This window comes from Butyrivibrio sp. INlla21 (assembly GCF_900116875.1).
Classification (GTDB): Bacteria; Bacillota; Clostridia; order Lachnospirales; family Lachnospiraceae; genus Butyrivibrio.
Genome location: NZ_FPCC01000004.1, coordinates 32,048 through 56,670 on the forward strand (window position 1 = coordinate 32,048; position 24,623 = coordinate 56,670).

General features: G+C 41.9%; 19 protein-coding genes. 3 read left to right on the top strand and 16 right to left on the bottom strand.

Annotated features, from left to right (window positions below):
- The 11 genes from BM377_RS02785 to BM377_RS02835 all read right to left on the bottom strand — a co-directional run bounded on the left by BM377_RS02785 (position 1) and on the right by BM377_RS02835 (position 12,940).
- Positions 1-876 (bottom strand): YitT family protein, encoded by an 876-nt coding sequence (locus tag BM377_RS02785; protein WP_092243373.1) that lies wholly within the window; start codon positions 874-876, stop codon positions 1-3.
- A 7-nt stretch (positions 877-883) separates the two neighbouring features.
- Positions 884-2,110, bottom strand: coding sequence for a threonine ammonia-lyase (gene ilvA, locus BM377_RS02790; RefSeq protein ID WP_177223775.1), 1,227 nt, complete (start codon positions 2,108-2,110; stop codon positions 884-886).
- Between the two features lie 47 nt (positions 2,111-2,157).
- Positions 2,158-3,072, bottom strand: a complete 915-nt coding sequence (gene ftsY / locus BM377_RS02795) for a signal recognition particle-docking protein FtsY (protein WP_092243376.1) — start codon at positions 3,070-3,072, stop codon at positions 2,158-2,160.
- Positions 3,072-6,629 (bottom strand): chromosome segregation protein SMC, encoded by a 3,558-nt coding sequence (gene smc / locus BM377_RS02800; RefSeq protein ID WP_092243380.1) that lies wholly within the window; start codon positions 6,627-6,629, stop codon positions 3,072-3,074. The genes ftsY and smc overlap by 1 nt, the downstream gene beginning before the upstream one ends.
- Entirely contained in the window at positions 6,629-7,324 is a 696-nt protein-coding gene (gene rnc, locus BM377_RS02805; RefSeq protein ID WP_092243383.1) for a ribonuclease III, read from the bottom strand. Before rnc ends, smc begins: the two co-directional genes overlap by 1 nt.
- A 74-nt stretch (positions 7,325-7,398) precedes the next feature.
- Positions 7,399-7,635: an acyl carrier protein gene (gene acpP / locus BM377_RS02810; protein WP_092243386.1), complete on the bottom strand. Its 237-nt coding sequence runs from the start codon at positions 7,633-7,635 to the stop codon at positions 7,399-7,401.
- A 59-nt stretch (positions 7,636-7,694) separates the two neighbouring features.
- Complete coding sequence (plsX, locus tag BM377_RS02815; protein ID WP_092243389.1) at positions 7,695-8,705, bottom strand: phosphate acyltransferase PlsX; 1,011 nt, start codon at positions 8,703-8,705, stop codon at positions 7,695-7,697.
- A 125-nt stretch (positions 8,706-8,830) separates the two neighbouring features.
- Positions 8,831-9,013, bottom strand: coding sequence for a 50S ribosomal protein L32 (gene rpmF, locus BM377_RS02820; RefSeq protein WP_092243392.1), 183 nt, complete (start codon positions 9,011-9,013; stop codon positions 8,831-8,833).
- 132 nt (positions 9,014-9,145) lie between these two features.
- Positions 9,146-10,006, bottom strand: coding sequence for an AraC family transcriptional regulator (locus BM377_RS02825; RefSeq protein WP_092243393.1), 861 nt, complete (start codon positions 10,004-10,006; stop codon positions 9,146-9,148).
- A gap of 27 nt (positions 10,007-10,033) precedes the next feature.
- Positions 10,034-11,734 carry a hypothetical protein gene (locus tag BM377_RS02830; protein ID WP_092243396.1) on the bottom strand — a complete coding sequence of 567 codons (1,701 nt, stop codon included), beginning with the start codon at positions 11,732-11,734 and terminating at the stop codon, positions 10,034-10,036.
- 12 nt (positions 11,735-11,746) lie between these two features.
- Positions 11,747-12,940: an acetate/propionate family kinase gene (locus tag BM377_RS02835; RefSeq protein WP_092243399.1), complete on the bottom strand. Its 1,194-nt coding sequence runs from the start codon at positions 12,938-12,940 to the stop codon at positions 11,747-11,749.
- A gap of 93 nt (positions 12,941-13,033) precedes the next feature.
- Between BM377_RS02835 and BM377_RS02840 the strand changes: the two genes are divergently transcribed.
- Complete coding sequence (locus tag BM377_RS02840) at positions 13,034-14,299, top strand: nucleotidyltransferase (RefSeq protein WP_092243402.1); 1,266 nt, start codon at positions 13,034-13,036, stop codon at positions 14,297-14,299.
- 70 nt (positions 14,300-14,369) lie between these two features.
- Entirely contained in the window at positions 14,370-16,487 is a 2,118-nt protein-coding gene (locus BM377_RS02845) for a cyclic nucleotide-binding domain-containing protein (protein ID WP_092243405.1), read from the top strand.
- Positions 16,488-16,579: 92 nt separating this feature from the next.
- Here BM377_RS02845 and BM377_RS02850 read toward each other — a convergent pair whose 3' ends face one another.
- From BM377_RS02850 to BM377_RS02870, 5 genes are all read right to left on the bottom strand, one after another.
- Complete coding sequence (locus BM377_RS02850) at positions 16,580-17,446, bottom strand: carbohydrate ABC transporter permease (protein WP_092243408.1); 867 nt, start codon at positions 17,444-17,446, stop codon at positions 16,580-16,582.
- Positions 17,446-18,513, bottom strand: coding sequence for a carbohydrate ABC transporter permease (locus tag BM377_RS02855; protein ID WP_092243413.1), 1,068 nt, complete (start codon positions 18,511-18,513; stop codon positions 17,446-17,448). The genes BM377_RS02850 and BM377_RS02855 overlap by 1 nt, the downstream gene beginning before the upstream one ends.
- A 77-nt stretch (positions 18,514-18,590) precedes the next feature.
- Entirely contained in the window at positions 18,591-19,916 is a 1,326-nt protein-coding gene (locus BM377_RS02860) for an ABC transporter substrate-binding protein (RefSeq protein ID WP_092243415.1), read from the bottom strand.
- Positions 19,917-19,972: 56 nt separating this feature from the next.
- Positions 19,973-21,652, bottom strand: coding sequence for a glycoside hydrolase family 13 protein (locus BM377_RS02865; RefSeq protein WP_092243416.1), 1,680 nt, complete (start codon positions 21,650-21,652; stop codon positions 19,973-19,975).
- A gap of 139 nt (positions 21,653-21,791) precedes the next feature.
- Positions 21,792-22,799 (bottom strand): LacI family DNA-binding transcriptional regulator, encoded by a 1,008-nt coding sequence (locus BM377_RS02870; protein ID WP_177223776.1) that lies wholly within the window; start codon positions 22,797-22,799, stop codon positions 21,792-21,794.
- A 114-nt stretch (positions 22,800-22,913) separates the two neighbouring features.
- Between BM377_RS02870 and BM377_RS02875 the strand changes: the two genes are divergently transcribed.
- Complete coding sequence (locus tag BM377_RS02875; protein ID WP_092243419.1) at positions 22,914-24,593, top strand: alpha-glucosidase; 1,680 nt, start codon at positions 22,914-22,916, stop codon at positions 24,591-24,593.
- Positions 24,594-24,623 lie beyond the last annotated feature (30 nt).

A 24,623-nucleotide genomic window follows, 5' to 3' on the forward strand; every position in this document is an offset into this window, starting at 1 on the left:
TCACATTCTCTCATCAAAATAGCTCTTATAGCCTTCACCGAAGATTTCACTTGCGCTTGTGATTATCATAAACGCATTCGGATCCTCATCTCTTACGATATCCTCCGCAAGTGGAGATAATCTCTTTTTAACGGCGCAGAGAATTACTTTTTTCTCTTCACCGCTGTAAGCGCCCTGTCCGAAAACATGAGTGGCACCGATATCAAGCTCTTCCAAAAGCCTTGCAGTAATGATATCCGGTCTGTCGGATATGATGTAGATAAGCTTCGCTTCATCTCTTCCATATAGAACAAGATCAAGAATAAGTGAAGTGATGATAACACATAGGAACGAATAAAGCGCAACGGTAATGTCGTGCAATACAAACGTAGCTGCGATCAGCACGAATATATCGGTCAACATATACAAAATACCGGTCTTGATATGCGGATACCTGATGCGGAGAAGCTTGATGATAACATCCGTTCCGCCGCTCGTGGTATGGCACTTAAACAAAAGACCTATCGCTATTGCGGTTGTCGCACTTCCGAACGTGATCGCCAGAAGCCTATCATAAATTGCGTATTGAATGAAATACTTGGAGCAAAAATCAGTTGCAAACGATATGAGTCCCGTCGCATATATAGTCGATATCGTAAATCTGATACCGAATTTGTATATGGCGATGATCAGTATCGGTATGTTCATGATAAGGAACCACATACCTGTTCCGATGCCCCAGATTCTGTTAAGTACAATGGCAAGTCCGGTAAGTCCTCCCGGGGCGATATTGTTGGGATCGATCAAAAGAGCCGTTCCAATTCCGTAAAGTATTGCCGCAAAGGTTATTATCAGGTACTCAAAGCACCTTCTTTTAATAGTTACCGGTTTGCTCATATTTTATTTAAATATTTGTCCTTACTATTCTTGGCTTGTAGCCGTTTTCTTCAAGCGCATTAAGGATCTGCTCCTTATGCTCGCTTCCGAACGCCTCAAGTGTGATCCTAAGCTCAACGGCTGCATTTCTGTTTATTGATACGAACTGATTGTGTTCAAGCTTGATAACATTACCGCTCACATCAGCTATTATGCCTGATACTCTCGAAAGTTCGCCCGGCTTATCGGGAAGAAGTACAGAAACGGTAAAGATTCTGTCTCTCATGATAAGTCCCTGCTGTACTACGGATGACATTGTGATGATATCCATGTTTCCACCCGAAAGTACACATGCTATCTTTTTATCCTTGCAGTCAAGCTGCTTAAGTGCAGCTACTGACAAAAGACCTGAATTCTCAACAACCATCTTGTGGTTCTCGACCATATCAAGGAAGGATACAACAAGATCTTCATCGGGAACGGTGATGATGTCATCAATGTTCTTGGATATATAAGGGAAGATCTTTTCTCCGGGAGTCTTAACGGCTGTACCGTCAGCAATTGTGTTGACTCCGGGAAGGGTTACAACGTGTCCTGCCTTTATTGATTCCTGCATACAATTTGCACCCGCAGGCTCAACACCTATTACCTTGATCTTGGGATTGAGGAGCTTTGCAAGTGTTGATACACCGGTTGCAAGTCCGCCTCCTCCGATGGGAACAAGAATATAATCAACTGTGGGAAGCTCTTTGATGATCTCCATTGCGATCGTACCCTGACCTGTTGCGACATCAAGATCGTCAAAAGGATGAACCATCGTATATCCGTGCTCATTGGCAAGCTCGCATGCATGCTCGTAAGCTTCGTCATAAACATTACCGTGAAGAACAACCTCGGCTCCGAGTGCCTTGGTTCTGTTAACCTTGATAAGAGGAGTTGAAGTAGGCATTACGATCGTAGCCTTAACTCCGTACTGCTTAGCCGCATAAGCAACACCCTGCGCATGGTTGCCGGCCGAAGCGGTTATAAGTCCTTTGCTTCTCTCTTCATCTGTAAGAGTCGTAATCTTGTAATAAGCGCCTCTAACCTTGTAAGCACCTGTTCTCTGAAGGTTCTCGGGCTTTAAATAAACTTTATTACCTGTGTTGTTGCTCCAGTAATCACTGTATATGAGCTTAGTCTCAAGAGTTACCTTTTTGACGTCCTCATATGCTTCTTCAAATTTCTCCAGTGTCATCTTATTCTCGTCAGCCATTTCTTTTCCTATCTCCCAACTTATATTTATACCGCAAAAGCAGTGTATTAGCTAAAAAGTGCATCGACAAACTCATCAGAGTTAAATCTCTCAAGATCGTCGATAGCTTCTCCGACTCCGATATATTTAACCGGAATATTAAGCTCCGAAACTATAGCTACGGCAATTCCGCCCTTGGCAGTTCCGTCAAGCTTGGTAAGAATGATACCCGTAAGATCGGCAGCCTCACCGAATTCTCTTGCCTGCATGATAGCATTCTGACCGGTTGTTCCGTCAAGAACAATGAAGTTCTCTCTGCAGATCTCGCCAAGCTCCTTATCGATGATCCTGTTCATCTTGGCAAGCTCTTCCATAAGATTCTTCTTATTGTGAAGTCTTCCGGCTGTATCAACTATCAAAATATCACAGTCTCTTGATTTAAAAGCAAAGGCCGCATCATAAATAACACTCGCGGGATCTCCGCCTTCTCTACCTGTAATAATGGGGCATCCGGCTCTGTCAGCCCACTCTTTTAACTGTTCCGTAGCAGCGGCTCTGTAAGTATCTGCAGCTGCAATAAGAACTTTTTTACCTTTATTCTTGAAAATAGATGCAAGCTTACCTACGGAAGTTGTCTTTCCGACACCGTTAACTCCGATTACAAAGATAACCGTTTTCTTATCCTCAAAATCATAAGCATGCTCATCAATGCTCATCTGCTCTCTGATATTCTGAATAAGAAGCTCTTTGCACTCGGCAGGATTGGAAATATGCCTCTCTTTTACCTGTTTTCTTAAGTTGTCTATAATACGGCTTGTTGCATTGATACCGATATCACCCATGATAAGAGTCTCTTCGAGCTCCTCATAGAAATCGTCATCGATTCCCGAAAAGCCGGAAAAAACATTGTCGATTCCCTTGGCGATATTTTCTCTTGTCTTGGACAAGCCCTGTTGTAATTTGGCAAAAAAGCTGTTGGCCATCAGTTCGTAAGCTCCTTATCAATAAGATTAACACTTACAAGAGTGGATACACCCTTCTCCTGCATTGTAATACCGTATAATCTGTCGGCACTTTCCATTGTACCACGACGATGTGTAATTACAATGAACTGAGTACTTGAAAGCTTATGAAGGTACTTGGCAAAACGAACTACGTTATTTTCATCAAGCGCAGCCTCAATCTCATCAAGAAGACAGAACGGTGAAGGCTTTAAGTTCTGGATAGCAAACAAAAGAGCTATCGCGGTAAGTGCCTTTTCACCACCGGACATCTGCATCATGTTGACAAGCTTCTTTCCGGGCGGCTGAGCGTTGATCCTGATACCTGCTTCAAGAATGTCTTCATCCTCGGCAAGCTCAAGAGTTCCCTTACCACCGCCGAACATCTCTTTAAATACCTTGTCGAACTCGATGTTTATGAGCTTGAACTGCTCCATAAACTGCTTTCTCATGGACTCGTCAAGATCTTTGATGATCTCTTTGAGCTGTTGCTCGGCTTCTATAAGATCGTCATGCTGAGTCTTCATGAAGGTATATCTCTCCATGAGATTCTTGTAATCTTCAATAGCGTTGACGTTGACATCACCAAGTTTTCTGATAGCATCCTTAAGCTGTGAAGTCTCTTTCTTCATAGCAGGAACATCGGTCATCTCTTCGTCGCGAAGCTCGGCTGCATCGGAAAGTGTGATCTCATACTCATTCCACATGTAATTGATCTGTGTTTCAATGGCTTCCTCACATTTTTCCTTACGTGACGTAAGCCTTATAACCTCTTTTTCAAGGTCAGACATTGTCTTATTGAGTTCTTCCGTCTTACCAAAGAACTCTTTCTGAGATATCGCAAGATTATTCTTCTGCTCTTTCTTGGCTTCAAGGTCCTTGGTAGCATCTGACTGCACATCAAGTGAAGCCTCGATCGTAAGCCTTATCTCCTCAATGTCCTTCTTACTCTGATTGAGGTTCTCCTCATTTTCACGCATGGATTCCATGATCTCGGCAAGAGCTTTCTCTTCCGTCTCGATATCTTCATCCACACGCTCGATATTCTGTCTGAAGAATTCCTGCTTCTGATGAGCTTTCTCGTACTCGATCTCTTTCTTGGAGACTTTATCATTCTCCTGTTCTTCTATCTCATGAAGGCCTTCAAGTTCTGCTCTGAACTTCTCAACCTTCTCTGTGCAGGTCTTCTCAATATTCTCGGATTCTACAAGAGCTGCCTCAGACTCTTCCTTCTCTGAAGCGATCTCAAGGATCTTGCTCTCGATCTCGTCATTCTCAGCCTTAAGATCAGAATAATTGCCTTTCTGCTCTTCCTGACGGCTCTCTTCGTTTTCTATGTTAAGACGAGCGGTATTTTGAGCAATAAACTTACTCTGAAGCTCTGTCCTTAGTTCCTCGGCTTCTTCACGAAGCTCGTTACGCTTTTTCTTGGAATCTTCGATCTCTTTTTGGAGCTCGTCCATCTGCTCTTTATATTTCTTAACGTTGGCCTCCATCTCATCCATCTCACGACGTCTTCCGAGGAGGTTGGAATTGTTCTTAAATGCACCACCGCTTATAGCACCGCCGGGAACAAGAAGCTCACCCTCTAAAGTAACCATACGAACGGTGTAATTATATTTTCTTGCGATCTTAACGGCGTTATCCACGTTATCAACCGCAACGATCCTTCCAAGCATAGCCTTGGCAACTTTCTTGTACTTGGGATCTGTGTCTACAAGCTCATCGGCCATACCGAGAACGCCGGGCTCATTAAGAGCTTCTTTGGCCTTAAGCTCCGGAGGATTATCAAGCGATGTAAGAGGAAGGAATGTAGCTCTACCTGCCTTGGAATCCTTAAGATACTTGATCATCTTCTTGGCTGTCTCTTCATCGTCTGTAACGATGTTCTGAATATTACCGCCAAGCGCTACTTCGATAGCGGTCTCATACTTGGGCTGGGTCTTGATGATATCGGCAACAACACCGATGATTCCCTTGGTGTCGTCTTTTCTCTCCATAACTTTCTTAACACTGCCGCCGTATCCTTCATATCTCTCTGTAAGATTGGCGAGAGCTTCAAGTCTGGATTTCTCCTGCTGATAAAGTCCCTGTGTCTTACGAAGCTCGGTATCCTTAAGGGACATATTCTCACGAAGGCTGACAATTTCCTGCTCGCAAGCCTTCTGTTTCTTGTTCATCTCGGAAATCTCCGCTGTGATTTTATCGAACTCTTCGCGAAGCTTTTTGATGATCTCTTCCTGCTTGGACTCATCGGACTGTGCTCTTACAAGCTTACCGGTAAGTTCAGCCTTTCTGATATTGACCTGTTCCTTCATGGTCTCGAGTGAACTGAGCTTGGACTTGATATTGGCTCTTGTATTAAGAGTTTCGATAATTGTGCTCTTACATTCCTCGATATTATCGTTGATCTCTGTAATCTTGGATAAGATGTTATCAAGCTCTTTCTTGGCATTGTCTCTGTCTTCCAAAAGAGCCTTAACTTCTTTGTCTATCTCTTCTTTTTCTTCGAGATACTTATCTTTTTCTTTGTTCTTTTCGTCTATCTTAGCCTGCTCATCCTTCATTCTTGTCTTGAAATGAGCATCGTTAACAGAGGCAGAATTGATCTTCTCATTGAGAATACCAATCTGTCCCTCAAGTTTCTCTTTCTTAACGGATGAATCCGTGATCTTGGCTCTGGCCTCATCGATCTCGGCGTCCAATCTCTCAAGCTCTTTCTGGAGATTCTCATACTCATCCTTAGCCTTCTGATAGCTGTCTTTGGCCTCTGTCAAAGATTCTGTCGCTATCTCGAGGTTCTTGCCCGCTTCTTCAAGCTGATCCTTCTGATTCTTGTTCTCTAAAAGGAACATGTTCACATCGAGAGTCTTAAGTCTCTCTCTGTGCTTCAAATATTCCTTGGCAACCTCAGACTGCTTCTCCAAAGGCGCAATCTGCTTCTCAAGCTCGGATAAGATATCGGAAAGTCTTGTAAGATTGATCTTCTCTTCCTCAAGCTTCTTGATCGCAGTCTCCTTACGGGACTTGAACTTAACGATACCTGCAGCCTCATCAAAAAGGTTACGTCTGTCCTCAGGCTTACTTGAAAGGATCTGATCGATCTGACCCTGTCCGATAATGGAATAGCCCTCTTTACCGATACCGGTATCCATAAAGAGCTCATTCACATCCTTGAGCCTGCACGCAGCACCGTTGATCATGTATTCACTCTCACCGGAGCGATACAAACGTCTCGAAACGGTTACTTCATCATAATCAATTGCAAGAGAATGATCGGAATTATCCAATGTGATGGCAACATAAGCATAGCCAAGGGGCTTCCTTAGCTCTGTTCCCGAAAAGATGACATCCTGCATGGATCCTCCGCGGAGCTGCTTGATACGCTGCTCACCGAGAACCCATCTGACTGCATCGGCGACATTACTCTTACCTGAACCGTTAGGTCCGACGATACCGGTAATGCCGTTATGAAAATCGAATTTTATTTTATTGGCAAAAGATTTAAAGCCATGAATCTCAATACTTTTTAAATACATTATTTTGAATCGCGTAAAACAAGAATAGCCTGGTAAGCCGCGCTTTGCTCGGCAGCCTTCTTGGTTTTTCCTGTCCCCTCTCCCATAATCTTATCTGCAACATAGACGCGCACCTTGAATATTTTATCATGTTCGGGACCATCTTCGCCACAAATTTCATACCTTATTTCTTTATGCTTCATACTCTGGGCAAGTTCCTGAAGTTGAGACTTGCTGTCCCTGTATTTCTCCAAACTCTCGGTGTTTGTAAGAATATAATCATCTATATAGCGCTTGGCTACAGGAAGTCCTCCATCAAGGAAAAGAGCTCCGATAACAGCCTCCATAACATCGGCTATTATAGAATCCTTATTACGTCCGCCCGTGTGTTCCTCGCCTTTTCCAAGCTGAATATAGCTTTTGAGCTCAAGCTGTTCCGCGTCTGAAGAAAGAGCCGGCTCACATACAAGCGAAGCACGTATCTTGGACATCTCACCCTCTTTTTTATCGGGATATGTCTTATAAAGAAATTCACTGGATACCATCTCAAGAACGGCATCTCCCAAGAACTCGAGTCTCTCATAATCAGGCTTTTTGTTGATACGCTGCTCATTGACAAAAGAGCTGTGTGTAAATGCCTGGATCAGAAGATCCTTATCCTTAAAAACATATCCTATCTTTTCCTCAAAATTACTAATATCATTATCATTCAACATAAATATATTACCCACTTAACAAAAGTGAGGCAGTTACATCTGCCTCACTAAACTCCGGTATATTGTTTTGCAGCTTATTTACTAGTGATGGCTGCCTTCAAAAGCTCTACGGCTTCACCGACTGTCTTGATATTCTCTGTCTTCTCAGGATCTATCTGAACATCAAATTCATCCTCAAGTCCCATGATGATCTGGAAAAGATCAAGGGAATCAGCCCCAAGGTCCTCTGTAAATGTTGTCTCCATTTTGATCTCCTCAGGATCAACATTGAGTACATTGGCAATAACTTCTTTCAACTTTTCAAATTCCATAAATTCCTACCTCCACTGCTCAGCAGTATTAAATATATAGCATATATTTGACCAATGCGTCAATTTTCTTGCGAAAGCTTAGCACTGATTTTTTCTGTTATCTTTTGCTCCGTGAATGAAACGCACTGTAAGATTGAATTCTTGATCTCTACAGGGCCGCTGCTTCCGTGAGTCTTGACCACAAGTCCCTTGAGTCCCAGCATAGGCGCTCCGCCGTACTGATCGAGACTGTAATTACCGAGAGCCTTCTTGAGATCTTTTTTGATCAAAAGAGCTCCGATCTTGGTCTTAAGATTGGACATGAGGCTCTTCTTAAGCACGTGCATAAGGGATTTCGCAACTCCCTCGTACATCTTGATAATAACGTTACCCGTAAAGGCTTCGCATACGATAACGTCCGCATATCCTGCGGGGATCTCTCTTGCTTCGATACTGCCGATAAAGTTGATATCGGGACAATTCTTAAGAAGCGGGAAAGTCTCTTTTACAAGGGCATTGCCCTTTTCTTCCTCGGCACCTATATTAACGATGGCAACCGTAGGATTCTTCTTGCCCATGATGTTCTCCATGTAAACGGTTCCCATCTTGGCAAACTGTACAAGATGATTGGATCTTGCATCTACATTTGCTCCGCAATCAATAAGGAGCGAATTACCTTTCTCAGTGGGAATAATAGGTGCAAGCGGTGCTCTGTCTACGCCCTTAAGTCTTCCGACAATAACCTGTCCTCCGACAAGTGTGGCTCCTGTGCTGCCTGCTGATACGTACGCATCGGCTTCACCGTGGTTGACCATATACATCGCTTTAACGATCGATGAATCCTTCTTGGTCCTGATAGCCATTACAGGGGGCTCAGCCATCTCTATCTCTTCCGTCGCATTGATTACTTCCAGTCTGTTCTTGTCATAGCTGTACTTAGCCAGTTCTTTGTTAACGACCTCTTCCTTACCTACAAGAAAAACCTTAAGGTTATCAGCCTCAGAAAGCGCATCTACGGCTCCTTTGACTGTGGAAAAAGGTGCATTATCACCTCCCATAGCATCGACCGCAACTCTAATAAGTTCCGACATATACGGGACCTCCCATCATTTATAGACTTATTCTAATATACTAGAGTAAAATACAAAAATCAAGGCTTTCCGACAATGCCGGAAAGCCTTTAAATTACGCACATTTGAGGTTGTACCAAAAGTAATCAAGCCTCAGCTTCAATGATGCTCTTCTTGTTATAATAGCCGCACTTCTTGCAAGCCATGTGAGGCTGCATAAGAGCTCCGCAATGACTGCACTTAACCAAAGTGGGAGCTGTCATTTTCCAATTAGCTCTTCTCTGATCTCTGTGGCCTTTTGATGATTTATTCTTAGGGCAGATTGACATTTGAGTAACACCTCCTTACCAGTAACCGTATAAGAAACTGCCTATGTTTTAAGGCAATTGTTTACGTTTATTCATTAGCATACCTAAGTAGTATACTTATGCGAAATAGATTTGTCAACAGTTTTTTTCGCGCTATCTGTTGCAGTTCTGCGAATATTTCTTAGGTGAGATACCAACCGATTTGGTAAATGCTTTAAGGAAATTGCTGTAATCGGAAAATCCGCATTCTTCACACACATCACTGACGCCTCTTCCATCGGCCAGAAGCGACTTTGCGATCGATATCCTACGGGCCGTCATGTATTTACCTATAGTTGTTCCGGTCGCAGATTTAAATATCCTGCAAATATAGGATTCACTGATATAGAACTGCTTTGCAAGGTCCCCGATACTGATAGGCTCATTAATATTGTTATTGATATAAGAAAGGATCGCATCCACCTGCTCGTTATAAGTGGCAAGCTTTTCTTCGGAAAAATTGTTGTCTCTTGCGCTCACTATCTGATTTATCATAACAAAGAGCTCGGTAAAGGTAGCTCTTTCAAGCAGATCATGACCGAAACCGTTGCTGGTAACTATCTTATTAATAAAATATAGAAATCTCGTTTGCTGTTCCTGTGTAAGTCTTATCCTATGTGAAAAACCTTCGCTTCTGTTATGAAAACAAGCATCCAGATCTGTTTCCGTACTGGATATGCTCTTCATAAATTCAGGATCGATCATGATAACGATCCTCTCATGAAGCTCTTTGTCTATCTGAGTAAGATAATGCGAATCATACTGACTTATAAGAAAGATATCTCCCGGCTCAATATCATAAAGCTTATTATCTATAAGGAATTGTTTTCCTCCGGATATCGAATAATAAACCTCATAACAGTCGTGAATATGCATTTCCATAGCTTTTTCATCTTTATACAGATGAGCAACGCTAAAATACTTATTCGCTATACTTTCAGCCATAGCGGCCTTACATGAATTTAATTCCTTCATAAGAAAATACCAAAAACAAAAACTCTTTTACCTATAATATCTCCAGACAGGAGCCCCGCAAACTTCATCAACCATTTCCATGTTGATGCCCGGTCCGTACTTCTCGTTTAAGAAAACATATACATATCCGGCTCTCTCACCGCCGCCTATATAAAAGACATCATCCCTGTCCACAAGTGCTTTCATGGGATTGTCTATCTCGTTGACATTGGCGTGATAAAGCCCGATAGGTGAAGGCTGGATCCAACCGCCTATCTGACAGAAATTCGCATAATAATCAAGATACTTTCTGTCCATATCAAAAATATTCTTGGCTCCGCACAGCTCACCGTACGTAGTATCGACATCAACAATATAAAAGCCGTCTCTTTCGGTTATGGCCTTAACCTTCTCATAAGTAAGATCGGGCTCATATACAACATGTCCGTTCTTCTCTGTAATAAAGAAGCTATACTGTCCGCATACGAATATGATGCATGAAAGAACAGCAACTATCGCAGCTGCAATAGAAAAGCCTTTTCTGCGCTTTTCATATAATCTGTACAGCGCATTATCCTTATAAGCTCCGGTACATATTATAAATGTAACCGTAGTAAGAATCGCCGAAAGCCACACTCCGCTCTCAACTCGCCACATTATCCTCTTTGAACAGGTAAGAACATAATATAAAACAAATATCCAAGCCGTTTGGATAACCGAAAGCAGCTTGTATCTCTTTTTAAGAAACAGTAAAGAGAACAATAATAATAGAACAAAAACAACACTGCTCGCACCGTATTTTGGTGTCTCAACAAGCTTTTGGAAGGTGTATTTAAAGACCTCGGGATCGAGTCTTAGCTTATCCTTTCTCGTTCCCTGACCAATCTTCTGCATAGTCCTTAACTTATCGAGGTTGAAGTACTCGGTATCATTCCACACCCACTGGTCAAGCAGCTGAAAATCCGTTTCAGTGAACCCGGCTTCAAGATATGCTTCCTTGTCCCAATTAAAATTATAGTTACCGTGATCGCATTTCTCGACCATGATAGTATTCCACTCCATGAAATACTTCCAATCGGGATTCATATAATAAGCCCAGTAATTGGCCAAAAGACATATCAAAACCGCTGCGATAGGAGCCGCAAATGTGATCAGTGCATTCTTAAGCTCTTTTTTGAAAAAGCAGGGAATAAAAAGCATCACTGTTCCGAGGAACGGAAGAACAATACCCGCTCCGGCTGCTCTTGCCATAACACCCATCGAAATAAGCAGTGTCGCAATAACAATACCGGGAATGCTTCTCTTTCTTTTAAGAACAAGAGAAAGAAGAAGCACGCAGCCCGCTATGGCATAAAAAGACGCATTCTGCGTAAACTGTATCTCGGTATAAAAATCATAGGCAAATAAAAGATTAAGTGCCGAAGTTATAAACGCGGTTACGGGAAGAGAAAAACCATCCGTAAGTACTGCGCTTATAACGATCACGGAAAACAGATTAAAGATAAGATATGACCACAAATACCAGTTAACACCGGGGATCACGGTATACAGAACCTTTAATACATATCCGAATATAATGTTGTTATAGACAAGATACTGCGAGCTCTCGCCAAAAGCCCCTGCGGCGATAAGATTCATGATCGTATCGTCATTGGTGGAATATTTAAGTCTTCCGAGAATAATACAAGCAAGGAAGAAAACAAGGCTGATAAGCGAGATCGAAAGATATCTCTTCTTTTTTAAACTCATAAAAACTCCGTATTATTTGCAAAGTGCATAGGTATCTCTTGCGATAGCAAGCTCTTCGTTTGTGGGAACAACCATAAGAGTTACCTTGCTGTCTGCACCGGAAATGATCTCTTCCTTACCGCGAACCTTATTGGCCTCTTCATTGAGAGTAGCTCCGATAAACTGCAACTTATCGCAGATGAGCTTACGAACAAAGCCGCTGTTCTCGCCAACACCTGCTGTAAAGCAGATAGCATCTACTCTTCCGAGGGCAGCCGTATAAGATCCGATATATTTAACCACTCTGTAAACGAAAGCATCTACAGCACGCTTAGCTGCGGGATTTCCGGCAACGTATGCATCCTCGAGATCTCTGAAATCAGAAGAAAGATCGTTTGAAAGTCCGAATACGCCGGATTTCTTATTAACAAGATTCATAACGTCGGCAACGGTTGAATTCTCTTTTTTCATAATAAATTCAACTACGGAAGGATCGATATCTCCCGTTCTGGTTCCCATGATAAGCCCCTCAAGAGGTGTAAGTCCCATTGAAGTATCGATGCACTTGCCGCCGTCAACTGCTGAAAGTGAAGCACCGTTTCCAAGGTGGCAAACAATAAGCTTAAGATCCGCAGCATTCTTGCCAAGAATCTCAGCCGCTCTCTTACTTACGAAAGAATGACTTGTTCCGTGGAAGCCGTATCTTCTGATTCCGTATTTTTCGTAATATGAATAAGGAAGACCATAGATATAAGCCTCCTCAGGCATTGTCTGATGGAAAGCCGTGTCAAATACCGCAACCATGGGAACACCGGGCATAACCTTCTGACATGCTCTGATTCCGATAAGATTGGCGGGATTGTGAAGAGGTGCAAGATCGCTCACATCCTCGATGGCCTTGATAACTTCATCATCTATCACAACAGACTTGGTAAACTTTTCTCCGCCGTGAACTATACGATGTCCGACAGCGCCGATCTCATCGAGTGAAACAACACCGTCTTCTTTATTTGTAAGAGCTTCGATAACAAGCTCGATAGCTCTGTTGTGGTCGGGCATAGGTGATTCCTTTATGATCTTGTCCTTACCTGCGGGAGTATAAACTATGCGACTTCCGTCAATACCGATTCTCTCGCAAAGACCTTTGCAGATAACATCTTCGGAAGCTGAATCTATAAGCTGAAACTTAAGTGATGAGCTTCCACAATTGATAACCAGGATTTTCATAACTAGCGTAACCTCTTTTCGTACATTTTTTATTTATGATATCATAATAGTTAGATATCGTATCATTATCATATTCACTGAAAGCGCTTTCACATGAATACAATAGGAATTATAGCCGAATTTAATCCTTTTCACAATGGGCATTTGCATCTTATAAACGAGTGCAAAAGGCTGACGGGTGCCGATAAATGCATAGTTATAATGAGTGGCGACTTCGTTCAGCGAGGCGCTCCCGCTCTTACAGACAAATTCACAAGGGCCAAAACAGCGATTTCCTGCGGTGCGGATCTCGTTCTTGAGCTTCCTGTTTATTACGCTACCGGAAGCGCTGAATACTTTGCAAGAGGCGCAGTTTCTATCCTTGATAAATTGGGAGCAGTCGACTACCTATGTTTTGGAAGCGAATGCGGCGATATAGATGTGATAAGCACAGTTGCCGGCATATTAAGCGCCGAGCCTCGTATCTATAAAGAAGCTCTGTCAAAAGAACTAAAGAAAGGAAGCAGCTTTGCTTCGGCGCGGGAGAAAGCTCTTTTATCCGTTCTTGAAGATGAGTCTTTTACAAAAAAGAATCCCATAAAGCTTTCCAAGACCAAGTTAAAAGAAATAATCTCATCTCCCAATAACATTCTGGCCATCGAATACGTGCGTGCTCTTAAGCTTTTTAAAAGTAAGATAAAGCCATTTACGATAAAAAGAGAAGGCGACGACTACAAGTCAGAGGCGCTCTCACAGATTCCGAGTGCCATGGCTATCAGAAATACCATATTTAATGATATTTCTGATAAAAAAGAACTTAAGAAAACGCTTAAAGCTTCTATACCCAAAGAAGCGCTTGAACTGCTTTTATCCAAAGAAACAGGTTTTGTAAGCAGCAACGATTTCTCCGATATCATGCGCTATAAACTGCTTCAAAATGCTGATAAAGGTTTTGAAGAATACGTTGATGTAACAGCGGATATCTCAAATAAGATCATAAAGAATCTCGATGAATATGAGGATTTTGAAAGCTTTTGCATGAAGATAAAGTCAAAAGACATCACATATTCAAGGATAAGCCGGATCTTAATACATATCCTGCTTGATATCAAAAAGGACGCCATGAATGAATACGCCGGTGATTCTTATACGGGCTATGTCAGAATACTTGGTCAAAAAGCGTCCTCAAAAGATCTTTTGTCAGAAATAAATAAGAAAACCAAGCTTCCTGTACTCAACAGACTAAAAGATGCTCCGCATAAGCTAAACCCGCTTCAGATGAGGCTTTTTGAGGAGTCTCTTAATGCCGGAAGAATTTACAACATAGTAAATAAGCAAGGTTACAAAAACGAATATCGCTTAAAGCCAGTAATCATGTGATTGCAGCCGTTTTATTATCGTGATAACATTAATCTATGGGAATTTAAATCAGTAAATTTCGGAGGATAAAATGGGTCTTCAAACGATAGCCAAGGGGCAGATTCTTCACAAAGCGGGAAATGACAGCGTTAATACCATAGAAGTCCTTGTCAAAGGTAAATTCAAGGTATACGATCAGTATTCACAAGTCGTACTTACCGTCGGTGGTCTTTTGGGCATTACCGAGATCCCGGGAAAAGAGTATTCGTTTACCTATGAGGCTCTGGAGGACAGCGCCGTATACTCCTACCCTTTCAATTCGGATGAAGACGTTGAAGTCGTGATCAGGTCCAATCCAAAGATCGCATCGATACTTTCATCACAGGCTTCGGACAGCGTATATCAGTATTTTAACGCTTACGATAAGCTCTACGACGATGCGCTAGCCGAATACGAAAAGATAAAGTCAGATTACGCAGACTACCCTGTTTTATGCATAAAAGCAGGTGAAACTCCGATCTCTTTTGAAAAGATAGATCTTCTTATTCCACCCGAAAGAACCGATAAGGTCTCCGATTGGGAATTCAATATGGTTAAGAGTCTTAAAGAACAGGAGGTCAATCTCAAAAAGTTCTTTTACCCTCTTAATATTGATATTTGTATCGGTGTCGTTATGCTTGCGCTTGAACGCTGCAGGCTTATTGTTGATGCATCCAGATATCTTATCGCATACAGGAAACAGCTCAAGAGAAACACCACAGACTTTGCGACCACAATGAAAATGATAAACGGTAAGCTCGAAACAATGGCTGCTTCCGAAGGCGAAGGCGGCTCTTCCGATATCGTCATTGTAAATGCGCTCAACACGATCATCAGCTATTCAAACGTCGCTCCTGAAATAGCGGCAAAGTTTGAGGAAAGAATACATAAATTCAAGAGTGATGACAACCGCTACGACTCTGCCGATGAAGCAAGGAGCCTTAGAAGAAAGCTCGCTTCTTCATTCTATGATGTATATAAGGGAGCATTTCTTCACAGCCTGGAGGACAACGATATTCCTCTGGAGCTTAAGATGTTCTTTATGTTCGGCTTTGTCGACGAGGAACTTGCTGGTGATAAGAATACCCGGATACTCTGCAACATGGCAAGAGCCTATGTGCCCGATCCCGAAGGAAATGTGCTTCTTTTATATGAATGGCTTAAGAAAGTTTACAATCTCGAAGTTGAGCCTTCACGAAATGAATTTGACCAGGACTGGCCCACCTATCTTCGCGAACAGAAGGCAACAGGAAATCTTAATCAGGCACAGATTGATGCAATGACCGACGATCCGCTCAGCAGACTTGATTTCGAGATTCATAATCTCTTTGGACTTGGAAACCGCATGACTTTTGGTCGTATATCCGCATTCGTTCCCGTATTTGATTCACAGAATGTATTAAGACCGTTGGATATGGCTTACATCACCGCATCCAAGATAAATGAATTCTATAACAATATAAGAAGTATCGACTATGGCGTATTCTGCAGACAGGCACTTTACTCCAATCCCGAGGTCGGTATTACTCAGCTCTTTTATGCAGAAGATGTCACACCTTATATGATCCTCATGCCCAACATCGGAAGCAGAGCTTCTTTGTGGCAGGAAATCGAAGGTAAAAAGAGAAGTACCAAGGCGAGAATGCTTGTTTCCATATTCAATACGGAAAATACAGAAGAATGTATGATCAAGCTCTTTGGTGAGTTCAGATGGGAAATGTGCAAGACCGAGCAGGGCGTACACTGGAACGATGTTACAGATCCTTCGCTTACTTCGATGTACTGCGACTACCTGCAGTTCTTTAAAAAGAACTCTTCTCTCTCACCGGAGGTTAAGGAAAAGCTCAAGCTCGATCTTAAGAAATTCAGCAATAATTACAAGAACGTATTTATTGCCGATTACCTTGCATATATCAAATATGAATCGGCCGGTTCGCCGAGGCTTAACAAGGTAAGCCGTGAGATACTGTTCACGTTCTGCCCGTTCTCAAAGAATATAAGAGATGCGATCGCAGAAAATCCTCAGTACAGAGATCTTATCAATCACCTGGCATCGCATAACGCCAACCTGTCAAAGCCGCTTATCAATCTTAAAAATAAGCTTATACGAGATGGAATCCAGGTTCCTTCTGTTCTTGAAGGACAGATTGAATATCTGGAAAGCAGATAATTTTTTGTCCATTAAATATAAAAAAGAGGCTGTTAATAAGTTCCCACTTTATTGGGAAGTTTATTAACAGTCTTTATATTTGTTGTTTTATTTTAAGATTTGATAGCGCCGTCAACAAGTCCGCCCATGATCTGCTTCTGCGCAAACAAGAACAGAATGATCATAGGTATTATTGCAAGAAGCGCTGCGGTCAGGATAAGATCCCACTGCTTAACGTAAGAACCAACAAAAGCCTGAACCGCCACCGGAAGCGTCTTGACCTTTCCGTTGTGACCAAGCATAAGTGACGGAAGCAGGTAATCGTTCCATATCCACATACCGTTAAGAATGGTAACCGTCACAACAGGCGGCTTCAAAAGAGGAAGAATAATATTAAAATATGTCCTCTCCGGTGAGCAGCCGTCGATGGATGCAGCTTCCTCAAGCTCAAACGGCACTGTCTTGATAAATCCGGTAAGGATAAATACCGTCATGGCACCGCCAAATCCAAGATATGCAAATATGATTCCCGGAAATGACTGAAGCATGCTTATACCAAGGAACTTTCCGACATCTCTGAATGTAGAGATAAGAGGAAGCATAACTACCTGGAACGGGATGATCATTGACGCAATAAAAGTCATGTAGATAAATGTCGACCATTTTGTCTTATTGCGACAGATTACCCACGCTGCCATTCCTCCGAAAAGCGCCAAAAGAACCAGCGAAAAGATCGTAACTACAGCCGATGTCATGAAAGCTGACCAGAAGCTGAAGTTTGAATTGTTTATGACCGAAACAAGGTTGTTATGAAGTTTAGTAACAGACATACCCGAAACACTGACGGGATTTGCCACTATATCATTGGCGCTTCTGAATACGTTTATGACAACAAGCGCAAACGGGAATAAAACGTATATCGCTATGATTAGGAATATAAGTCTTATCAAAATACCCAAAGGTGTAAGCTTTTTTACCATTACATCTCCACCTCCCTCTTGTTAGAAATTCGCACCTGTATGATCGAAACTATCGACAGGATGATGAAGAACAAAACAGCCTTGGCCTGACCCATTGCGTAGTTGTTCTTGGTAATCGCAGTATTGTAAATATTAAGTGCAAGCATCTGCGTACCGTTTGAAAGATACTGCCCCATAAAATCCTGCACAGATCCGGTTCCGTTTGTAAGAGCCATATTTACATCAAACTGTTTAAAAGCAGACTGCAGCGTTAAGAATGTACATATTGTAATAGTCGAAGCTATCATCGGAAGCTTGATCCTAAAGAATGTCTGGACCGCATTGGCTCCGTCAATAGCCGAAGCTTCTATAACATCTGTCGGAACGGTTGTAAGTCCCGTGATATAGATCATCATTATATAGCCGGCATACTGCCAGATATAAACCAGAACAATAGCCATGAAACCTGTATTATATTTTGAAAGCATTGAACTGTTATAGTTGAATGCATCTAATGTCCACTTGAGAACTACATTGTTAAATATGAATTGCCAAATATAGCCAAGTACAATACCACCGATAAGATTGGGAATGAAATATGCAGCTCTGAAAAATCCCACCGCACGTATCTTACTCGTACATAAAACCGCTAAAACAAGGCCGATAACATTTACGGCGATCATATTGATAATTACAAATACCACAGTTATGATAAGTGACCAAAGAAAGCTTGGTTCATTGAACATATCCGTATAATTCTTAAGTCCCACAAAGCCTGTCATTCTGATTCCGTTCCAATCGGTCGTGGAATAAAAAAGTCCGAGACCAAACGGAATTATAACGGTAACGGCAAAACAAAATAATAACGGGAATAAAAATATAACGTTGATTATTGCTTTATGATGCTTTTGAGTCGGAATAAAATATAGCCCTGTAAAAAACAAAATGATACCCAGGACCAACATTGATCCCCTGAAGCTAAAATCAATACGTAATATATCAATGATCAAAGAAACAACAATACTTGAAAGTCCTGCCAATAACACAAGTATCGATGTGACAAGCCGAGCCGACTTATTGCTTTTCATTAGGTAGACCCCCTTTATTTATGAACATAGGATGGGCTGTCATATGGCAACCCATCCTCAAAGTTTATAGTTTAAGATTACTTAGCATATGCCTGCTCAGTTACCTGCTTAAAGATCTGGATGAATCCGTCTTTATCAATTGTTCCCGAAGCAAAGTCAGCAAAAACCTGACCTGTGTAATTCTGTGCATAGCCGTCTGTCATGTTAAGCCAGTGCCATGCGGATGTCTTTCCTGCAGCTGTGTAGTCAGAAATAGTCTGAGCAAAAGGATCGTTGGCAACAAATGTGCATGACTTGAAGGGGCTGATGAAGCCTGCTTCCATAACGAGAACTTCCTGTGCGGAATCAGTTGTAAGCCACTGCAAGAAAGCCTCTGCCTCCGCAACATTACCATCCTTATAAACTGCCCACCATGAAGGTGAATTTGTAAGGATTGTATCCATACCGTCTTCGAAAGCATAAGGAGCCATTCCGCACTTGAAGTTTCCTGCCTGTGCATATGCATCCTTATCATCTGTAGTCATTGTTGCACCGATCCAAGATCCCTGAGTAACAAATGCATACTTACCTGATGCAAAGTTGAGGATCTGCTGATCGTAAGTACCCGAAACAAGAAGTGCCTGATCCGAATACTTATTGAAAAGCTCAACCATATCAGCGAAATCTGCAAATCTCTTCTCATCAAGCTTTCCGCCGTCGTTAAGCATGTCAATGTAAGTTGTATCCTCTCTCTTTAATCCGGAATCAAGATATGTTCCGAAGAGATGGTTACCTGTTGACCAATAAAGGTTAACCGGCTCAGCAAAATATCCGATTACAGCTGTAAGCCCAAGCTCATCCTTCTTGGAATCAAGAGTCTCAAAAGCAGCCTTCATCGCTGCGGGACTTGTGATCGAAGCAGGATCAACGCCTGCTTTCTCAAGAATGTCTGCATTATAAGCAAGACCTACAGCCTCTGTTGTGTAAGGGAAACCAACGGTTCCGTCAGCACTTACATAAGCGGCATCGGTATCTTTAACCCATTCCTGATCGCTCATATCCTGAAGCAAACCATCCCAGTTGTTAAAATCAGCTTCTCCACCGCATACAAAAACGTCAGGCATATTGTCAGATTGATAGTAAGCTTTCAGCTCCCCCTGAATATCAATACCGCCACCCATTGACTCGATCTCAACATGGACGCCTGATTCCTTCTCATACATCTCAGCGAGCTTCTTGAGCTGTGAATCAACCTCAATCTTTCCGTTAACCACGCGGATTGATTTTCCTGATGATGCACTTGCCGCTCCGGCTGATCCTGTGCTTGTGGAATCGGTTGTTGCGCCGCTCTCGGCACCTCCGCATCCCACGAGGCTTATTGCCATAAGCCCTGCAACCATAAGTGATAATAACCTTCTTCTCATAATCTTCCTCTCCTTTAATACATTTATTTATAGAGCCAAGACTCTACCAAACTAAATTATTTGTTCAGATTGATTTCCCAAACTCCGGCAAACCAAGGTGGAAGCTTTATATCTTTTTGAAGCTTTACATTTTCATTATCAGAGATCAATAAAGCCGCTTCATCTTTAAAATCTACAGGAATTCTGTATTCAGTTTCCTTGCTGCTTACATTGCATATCACCAACAATGTTTTATTATTCAGTTTTCTGAGATAAGCAAATACATTTTCGTCTTTCGGATCTAATAATTCATATTCACCATATACTATTATATCTGACCAATCGCTATTACGCCTAATATTAATCAGTTTCTTATAATAATTATATACTGAATCTTCATCACCAATTTCTGCCTTGGCGTTGATCTTCTCGTAGTTGGGATTGACCATGATCCAAGGTTTTCCGGTTGTAAAACCGGCGTTCTCGGATGAATCCCACTGCATGGGCGTTCTGGCATTATCTCTGCCCTTTGCTTCTACCGCCTTCATAAAGTCGTCTTCGGTTCTTTTACCCGAACCGACTATGTCCTTATAAGCATTTATCACTTCGATATCTCTGCAGTTCTCGATCTTTCCAAACCTGCAGTTGGTCATACCGAGCTCTTCGCCCTGATATACATAAGGTGTACCTTTCATCATATGAAGAATTGTAGCGATACACTTTGCGGACTGAGGTGTTTCATCTCCAAGCCTGGATACTATTCTCGGCTGATCGTGATTATCCCAGTAAAGAGAATTCCATGCCTTACCTTCAAGCTCATACTCCCATTTGGAAAGGTTTTCCTTAAGATCGGGTAAATAGAATCTCTTTGTTGTCCACTTACCGTTTTCATCATAATCAAGGCCCATATGTTCAAACTGAAATACCATATTAAGCTCAGTCTGATCGTCAGAAGCGTACTTCTTGGCTTCGCCTATCGTAACTCCTGCGCATTCTCCGACAGTCATGATGTCATATTTTGAAAGAACTCTTTTATTCATCTCTTTCAGATAATCATGTACATGCGGTCCGTTAGTAGTATTGGCAAGATCTCCGTATTTACTTCCGGGCCAAACCTTTCCGTCGGGAAGCCCCTCAACTTTGGAGATCATGGAAATAACATCCATTCGAAATCCATCGATCCCCTTATCGCACCACCAGGTCATCATGTCAAAGACTTCATCTCTTACCTTGGGATTGTCCCAGTTAAGATCGGGCTGCTTTTTGGAAAAACAATGAAGATAATACATCCCCGTTGTCTCATCAAACTGCCATGCACTTCCCGAGAAACAGCTTCCCCAGTTATTGGGTTCTTTGCCGTTCCTTGGCTCTCTCCATATGTAATAATCTCTCTTGGAATTGTTCTTGGATGAGCGGCTCTCTATGAACCATTTATGCTCATCGGATGTATGATTTACAACCAGATCCATAACGATCTTGATACCATGTTCATGCGCTTCCTTAAGGAGCGCGTCGAAATCATCCATAGTTCCGAAATCGTCCATGATATCTCGATAATCGGATATGTCGTATCCGTTATCATCGTTAGGTGATTTATAGACAGGGCTTAGCCAGATGACGTTGATACCAAGGTTCTGAAGATAATCAAGTTTACTTCTGATACCGTTTAGATCACCGATACCGTCTCCGTTGGAATCACAAAAACTTCTCGGATAGATCTGGTATACAACACTCTCTTTCCACCACTTCTTTTCCATGTTGTCCTCCAAAACACTTCGCTTTAGTTACGCGAATAACTATCTAAATTCAAGGTAACTCAGTCAATGTACCATGTCAATGGTTATGCGCATAACTATAAAAGCTATACATGTTATGGAGGATATTTTTAGACATTTTTCACAATGCTCTTGTTGATTCTCTTATAACAAGTTCAACCGGCATCTTTATATTATGTTCAACTTCTTTTCCTTCGATCATTCTAAGCATGCTATCTACGGCATACTTTGCCTTCTTCTCGATATCCTGACTAACTGTTGTTATTTTCGGAGTACAGATCGTTGAATAATTGATATTATCATATCCCGAAACCGATATATCCTCGGGAACTCTCACACCTTTACTCTGAAGGAAATTTATTACCTGAAGAGCATAGAAATCCGAAACGCAGAAAATGGCAGTTTTCTCGAGCATCAACGGATACATCCTGTTAAGCCCCTCTGTCATCTCCTCTTTTTGGATATCTATTATAAAATGGGATTTTTCATCGATCGGTATTCCGGCATCTTCAAAAGCCTTACGAAAGCCTCTCCATCTGTGCCTGTCAGCCTCATAATCGGTATCGTCGATCATAGCGACATTTCTATGTCCTGCGCTTGCCAAAAACTTTCCGGTTATATAACCGCCGTTATAATCATCAACAAAGATCTGAACCAGCTTATTGTATTCATAGACAAAAGAGGCATCGATAGTGACAACGGGCTTTAGATACTGGCTTGATATATCTACCATGACATCCTTGTGATGATTACAAAGGATAAGTCCGTCGAGATTCCAACGCATAGCGTCCTTTAGAATCTCATCCGATTTCTGGTTTAATATGATCAATATATATTTATCATTCTTTCTGAATTCACTTTCAAGATATGCAAAAAATGCACCAAAATAAGGGTCTGAAAGAATATTCTTCTTATCCTGCCCATTCGCGACCGCAACGCCGATAAGTCCCGAGCTTCTGCTTACTAGAGACATCGCCGATTGATTGGAAACATATCCGCTTGAAGCTATCTCTTTTTCAATCTTCTCTCTGACCGCAGAAGAAACCTTATCCGTTCTTCCGTGTATAACATAAGAAACGGAGGCAGTGCTGACTCCGCACTTCTCCGCAATATCCTTGATACGAACCATTACTATAACCCTCCTGTTTTTAGTTATACGCATAACCTATTTACCTGTCAAGCTTTCTGTGATACTTTCAAATTAAAATAAAACTGTATTTTATAAAAAACGGGGGTTAATCCTATGGAACGCAAATGGTGGCATAACAAAATCGCATATCAGATCTATCCCAAGAGCTTCATGGATTCTAACGGTGACGGAATCGGTGATATCAAAGGTATTATAAGTAAACTGGATTATTTTAAAGAACTTGGAATAGATATCCTATGGCTTTCTCCGATCTATAAGTCTCCCCTTGCAGATCAGGGCTATGATATCTCGGACTACTACGATATCGACCCTCGCTTTGGAACCATGGATGATCTTGATGATCTTATCGCAAAGGGAAAAGAGCTAGGGATCGGCATCGTTATGGATCTTGTCGTAAATCACTGCTCAGATGAGCATGAGTGGTTTAAAAAAGCCTGTGAAGATCCGGACGGACCTTACGGAAAGTTCTTTTATATCGAGGATCATAAAGAAGGTCAGCCCTTACCCTGTAATTGGCGAAGCTACTTCGGCGGTTCATGCTGGGATAAGCTCCCCGGCCACGATGACAAGATATACCTCCATGTATTTCATAAAAAACAGCCTGACTTAAATTGGGAAAATCCCCTTCTTCGCAAGGAAATCTATAAGATGATCAATTGGTGGCTCGATAAAGGTATTGCCGGTTTTAGGATTGATGCCATCATCAACATCAAGAAAAAGCTCCCTTTTTCCGATTATCCCGCGGACAGAGACGATGGGCTTTCCTCGATGGACAATATGCTTAAGGAAGCTGTCGGCATCGGTGAATTCTTAGGCGAGATGGCAAGCGAAACCTTCCGAAAGTATGACGCCTTTTCTGTCGGCGAAGTCTTTAACGAGAAGGATTCCGAGCTTCCTCTTTTCATCGGCGAGAACGGCTATTTTTCATCCATGTTTGATTTCTCCACGACACATCTTGATGAAGAAAGCAAAACTCGATATGAGGAAAAAGAAATAACCGCAAACGAATACAGAGATGCGATTTTTGCAAATCACAAAAGAATTGAAGGCATAGGCTATCTGTCAAACATCATCGAAAACCACGATGAGCCGCGAGGTGTATCAAGATATATCAAAACTTCCGACTTATCGGAGCACAGTAAAAAAGCCCTTGCCGGAATTTATTTCCTTCTCCCCGGAATTCCTTTTATCTATCAAGGTCAGGAAATTGGAATGGAAAACCTAAAAAGTTCCGATATAGACAGCACAGACAAGCTTGATGACTGCGCCAATGCAGATATTTACAACACTGCTATAAACGCCGGTCTTTCGGAAAAAGATGCTCTTAATGTACTTATCAAGCACTCCAGGGACAATGCGCGAACACCTTTCCAGTGGTCATCGGAAGCTCATGCAGGCTTTAGTACCGCCAATCCCTGGCTTTTGGTTAATCCAAATTATAAGAAGATAAACCTGGAAGCTCAGAAAAAAGACGATGATTCTGTATTTAATTTCTACAAAGAACTGATAGCTTTAAGAAAAGACCCGGAATACACAGATACGTTTGTTTATGGCAAATTTACCCCCATGTATACCGACATGGATAATCTTATCTGCTACAAGCGCACCGGTGATAAGACTATTATTATTTATACCAATTATCAGGCAAAAGAAATTGATATTAAGCTTGAATCACCTATCAAGACGATCCTTCTTTCAAACAGCAAAGAAGTGCGTTTCAATGAAAAAGAACTGCATCTGAACGGATATGATCTTGTGGTAGCGGAAGTTTAAGAGCAAAAATATGCATTATTATAGGGGCTG